This is a genomic window from Kitasatospora sp. NPDC004289 (assembly GCF_053602875.1).
Genome location: NZ_JBSGEL010000158.1, coordinates 1 through 3605, shown reverse-complemented (window position 1 = coordinate 3605; position 3605 = coordinate 1). Strand labels below are relative to the sequence as shown.

Here is a 3605-nt window from a genome sequence, read left to right as displayed (position 1 = left end):
GAGGGCGTGCAGCCACCACCAGGTGGGGGCGTCCTGGAAGGTCATCCAGTTCATGACCGACTGGGCGGTGACTCGCGGTGCCCGGCCAGCCGACCCAGCCCGGCAGCACCTCGGGGCCGCAGCCGCCCGTCACCCAGCCCACCCCCGGCACCACCTCGGCGAAGCCGCCGTCCCCGACGCCGACCCAGAGCCCCGGCAAGTACTACAGCCCGACGGAGATCTGCGGGAGCGGGTTCAACGTCATCGACCAGCACAGCCTCGGCGCGGCGACGGTCTACCTGCTCTACAAGTCCGCCACCGGTGACAACTGCGTCACCACCGTGGTCACCAAGCCGGCCGGGCCGGTGCCGATGAACGCGACGCTGGCCGTCAAGGGCGGCGCCTCGGGCAGCAACCCGGGGAACTTCGCCTCCTACGCGGGCCCGGTGGTCAAGCGCGCCCCCGACACCTGCGTCCAGTGGGGCGGCTCCTACCAGGGCACCAGTTGGACCAGCGGCTGGACCCACTGCGGCTGAGCCGCCCACGACGCGGGGACGCCCCGCTCCGAGGGGGGAGAGCGGGGCGTCCGTCCTGGGTCGGGTGGTGAGCGGGCGTCAGGCGAAGGTGAACCAGTTGAGGTTGACGAAGTCGGCCGGCTGGCCGCTGTCGAAGGTCAGGTAGACATCCCGGACGCCGGTGGTGCGGGCGATGTCGGCCGGGACGGTGCGCCAGGCCTGCCAGCCGCCGGTGGAGGCGAGGGCGAGGCTGCCGACCGGGGTGGCGGTCGGGCTGCCCAGGCGGACCTGGATCAGGCCGCTGACTCCGGCCGCGGCGCCGGAGGCGACCCGGGCGGAGAAGCGGGTGGCGCCGGCGGAGCCGAAGTCCAGGCTGTAGCGGAGCCAGTCGCCGTTGGCCAGCCAGCCGACGTCCGAGCCGCCGCCGGTGTCCGAACAGGCCTCCACCTGGGCGCCGTTCTGGGCGCGGAAGGACTCGGCCTGGACGGTGGAGAAGGCGCTGACGGTGCCGCCGGTCGGGGTCGGGCTGGGGGAGGGGCCGGGGCCGGCGGTGGTGCCGCCGACCGTGATGGTCCACAGCCGCGGGTCGCCCGACTGGACCTTGCCCTCGAAGTCGGTGCCCGCGGGGTGCACGTCGTCGTAGGGGAAGGCGTAGCCGAGCTTGTCGGCGGTGGTGGAGTGCAGGATCCGGGCGTAGTGGTTGGTGCGCGGCTTGGTGTAGAAGGCGGCCGGGTTCTCGTTGGTGGGCTGCAGCGCGTTGTCCAGGAGGGTGGTGCGGTTGAAGGCGGCGGCCAGGCGGGCGCTCAGATTGCCCATCAGGTCGTTGCCGGTGGTGAACGGCGCGTCGCTGCAGGAGAAGACGGCCAGGGTGGAGGGGCGGCCGAAGCTGCCCACGCCCGGGAAGGTCAGGGTCTCGCCGGAGACCCGGCCGGTGACGGTGCCCCAGGTGAACTGGGTGTCGATCCTCAGGTCGGTGGTGCGGTACTTGCTCCAGACCTGGTCCACGTAGGAGTCGAAGTACCCGGCGAAGAGCGAGGTGTTGCCGCGGATGGCCAGGTTGGGGCTGAGCACGCGCAGGTCGGCGCCGTTGCGGTTGACCACCAGGCGGCTCCAGTCGCTGCCGTCGGCGGTGGACTGGCCGCGCAGCGCGGCGGCCACCCTGGCCAGGCCGTCGGCGGGCAGGCCGGCCACCGTCTGGGTGCCCTGACCGGTCTCCAGGCGGAACGAGATCGGCAGGCCGACCATGTCGACGAAGGTGATGTTGGCGTACAACTGGTCCGTGTTGTACGTGAATTCGCAGAAGTCGTGCCGGACGTCGATGTTCGGGTCGCTCGGGTTGGAGACCGAGGGCAGGGCCAGCCCGCCGCCGAGGTTCATCAGGAAGGTGAGCTTGGCGCCGACCGAGAAGTAGATCCGACCGCTGTCCAGCCGGGGCAGGGTGATCCGGCGCGGGCCGGCGCCGGAGGCGTTCAGCGCGATGGCGCAGTCCACGCCGAGCGGGGTCTGGTTGGCGGGCGGGTTCGGCGGGCGGTACAGCGAGACGCCGTCGGAGCGCAGGAAGGCCCAGCTGCCGCCCGCCGAGGGGTCGCGGCCGACCACGTAGGCGTAGACGGTGTTGCTTCCGGTGGTGTTGGCCAGGTCCAGTGCCAGGGTGGGGGTGGTGGCGGCGTTGGCGGCGGACGTGGCGCGGAGCAGACCGCCCAGGGCGGGGACGGCGAGGGCCGCGCCGGCGGCGGTGAGCACGCCTCGCCGGGAGAGCGGCGGGCGGCGGTGACGGTGCGTCATGGGTGGCGGTGTCCGTTCTTCGCGTGGGGGGTGAAGAGGGCGGAGGGTGGACGCTGCGGAGAGGGACGGGACGGGGCAGGGAGCCCGAGGGGTGGGGTGGATCAGCCGAGCGTCCAGCGCTGGTTGGCGCCGCCGTTGCAGGTCCACAGGATCAGGCGGGTGCCGTCGGCGGAGGAGCCGCCGGCGGCGTCCAGGCACTTGCCGAGGGCGCGGACGGTGCCGTCGCCGTTGATGCTCCACTGCTGGGCGTTGGTGCCGTTGCAGGTGTAGAGCTGGATCGCGGTGCCGTCGGCGCTGTTGGCGGCGTCGACGTCCAGGCACTTGCCGAGGGCGCGGACGGTGCCGTCGCCGGTGGTCCACTGCTGGGCGGCGTTGCCGGTGCAGTTGTGCAGCTGGATCGGGGTGCGGTCGGCGCTGGAGGCGCCGGCCACGTCCACGCACATGCCGCCGATGCCGGAGATCTGGCCGGTGCGGGTGGGGCCGCCGTTGGAGGTGGAGGCACGGACGTAGTCCACCGTCATGGTCTGCGGGTAGGTGGAGGAGCCGTCCGGGCTGCCCGGCCAGTCGCCGCCGACGGCCAGGTTGAGGATCAGGAAGAACGGGTGGTCGAAGACCCAGCGGTTGCCGTTGGTGTCGGCCGTGGTGCGGGTCCGGTAGGCCTGGCCGTCCACCGACCAGGTGATGGAGCCCGGGCTCCAGTCGACGGCGAAGACGTGGAAGGCGTCGGCGAAGGCCTGGCCGCCCGGGAGGCTGTAGGCGGAGCCGAGGCCGGCGGCACCGGAGTAGCCCGGGCCGTGCAGGGTGCCGTGCACCGTGGAGGGCTCGCGGCCGATGTTCTCCATGATGTCGATCTCGCCGCTGTTGGGCCAGCCCACCGAGCCGAGGTCGTTGCCGAGCATCCAGAACGCGGGCCAGATGCCCTGCCCGCGCGGGATCTTGATCCGGGACTCGAAGTGGCCGTAGGCCTGGGTGAAGGTCTGCGCGGTGTTCATCCGGGCCGAGGTGTACTGGCAAGTGCCGTACCAGCAGCCGAGGTTGGTGTTGGTGTTGCGGCGGGCGGTGATCACCAGGTTGCCCTGGCCGTCCTGGGCGGCGTTGGCGTTGCCGCCGGTGTAGTACTGGAGCTCGTGGTTGCCGAAGCCCGAACCCCCGGTCTCCATCGTCCACTTGCCCGGATCGGGGGCGGCCCCGGAGGGCCCGTTGAACTCGTCCGCCCAGGTGGTGACGGCCGCTGCGGCCGCCCCGGGCGCGGCCGCGGCGACGGCGGCGGACACCGCGGTAGCCGCCGAGCGGGGCGAAGCCGGTCCAGCTGCCGTCGGTCAGCCG

3 protein-coding genes are annotated in these 3605 nt (G+C 72.7%); 1 reads left to right on the top strand and 2 read right to left on the bottom strand.

Features of this window, described 5'->3' with window-relative positions; genetic code table 11:
• Positions 1-77: 77 nt before the first annotated feature.
• Positions 78-515: an acetyltransferase gene (locus tag ACWEPF_RS39595; RefSeq protein WP_452176484.1), complete on the top strand. Its 438-nt coding sequence runs from the start codon at positions 78-80 to the stop codon at positions 513-515.
• A 78-nt stretch (positions 516-593) separates the two neighbouring features.
• Here the strand turns inward: ACWEPF_RS39595 and ACWEPF_RS39590 are convergent, their stop codons facing one another.
• Both ACWEPF_RS39590 and ACWEPF_RS39585 read right to left on the bottom strand, forming a co-directional pair.
• Positions 594-2279 (bottom strand): glycoside hydrolase family 64 protein, encoded by a 1686-nt coding sequence (locus ACWEPF_RS39590; RefSeq protein WP_452176483.1) that lies wholly within the window; start codon positions 2277-2279, stop codon positions 594-596.
• A gap of 101 nt (positions 2280-2380) precedes the next feature.
• On the bottom strand, positions 2381-3553 hold the full coding sequence (locus ACWEPF_RS39585; RefSeq protein WP_452176482.1) for a family 16 glycosylhydrolase: 1173 nt from the start codon (positions 3551-3553) through the stop codon (positions 2381-2383).
• Positions 3554-3605 lie beyond the last annotated feature (52 nt).

Bases quoted from the DNA above. Each gene is read 5' to 3' on its own strand.
- ACWEPF_RS39590 (WP_452176483.1), bottom strand. From the start codon at position 2,279: ATGACGCACCGTCACCGCCGCCCGCCGCTCTCCCGGCGAGGCGTGCTC.